The sequence below is a fragment of the Pseudomonas sp. HMSC076A11 genome, assembly GCF_001810205.1.
In the GTDB taxonomy this organism is placed as follows: domain Bacteria; phylum Pseudomonadota; class Gammaproteobacteria; order Pseudomonadales; family Pseudomonadaceae; genus Pseudomonas; species Pseudomonas aeruginosa.
Genome location: NZ_KV800301.1, coordinates 1 through 213, shown reverse-complemented (window position 1 = coordinate 213; position 213 = coordinate 1). Strand labels below are relative to the sequence as shown.

Sequence of the window (213 nt, the reverse complement as noted above, 5' to 3'; positions counted from 1 at the left end):
GTAGGCCACGAAAGGTTTCGCTTTGCGCCGTACACCCGTCTCATCCATCCTTTTGCAATCGAGGAGCTTTCTCAGAACACGGGTCTTCCCGGCTGTACGAAACAGCCACTGGCATTGCCCGGCAAACTCGCTTTCCCCGGCCGCATTGAAAGCGCCCTTTTTCACCTCGACCAGCTTGTCTCGTACGACGATCAGGGCCGAGTCACGCCCGAA

At 57.7% G+C, this 213-nt stretch carries 1 pseudogene; it reads right to left on the bottom strand.

Annotated elements, in window-relative coordinates:
- A pseudogene (locus tag HMPREF2716_RS29725) lies at positions 1–213 on the bottom strand (hypothetical protein); the annotation flags it as partial.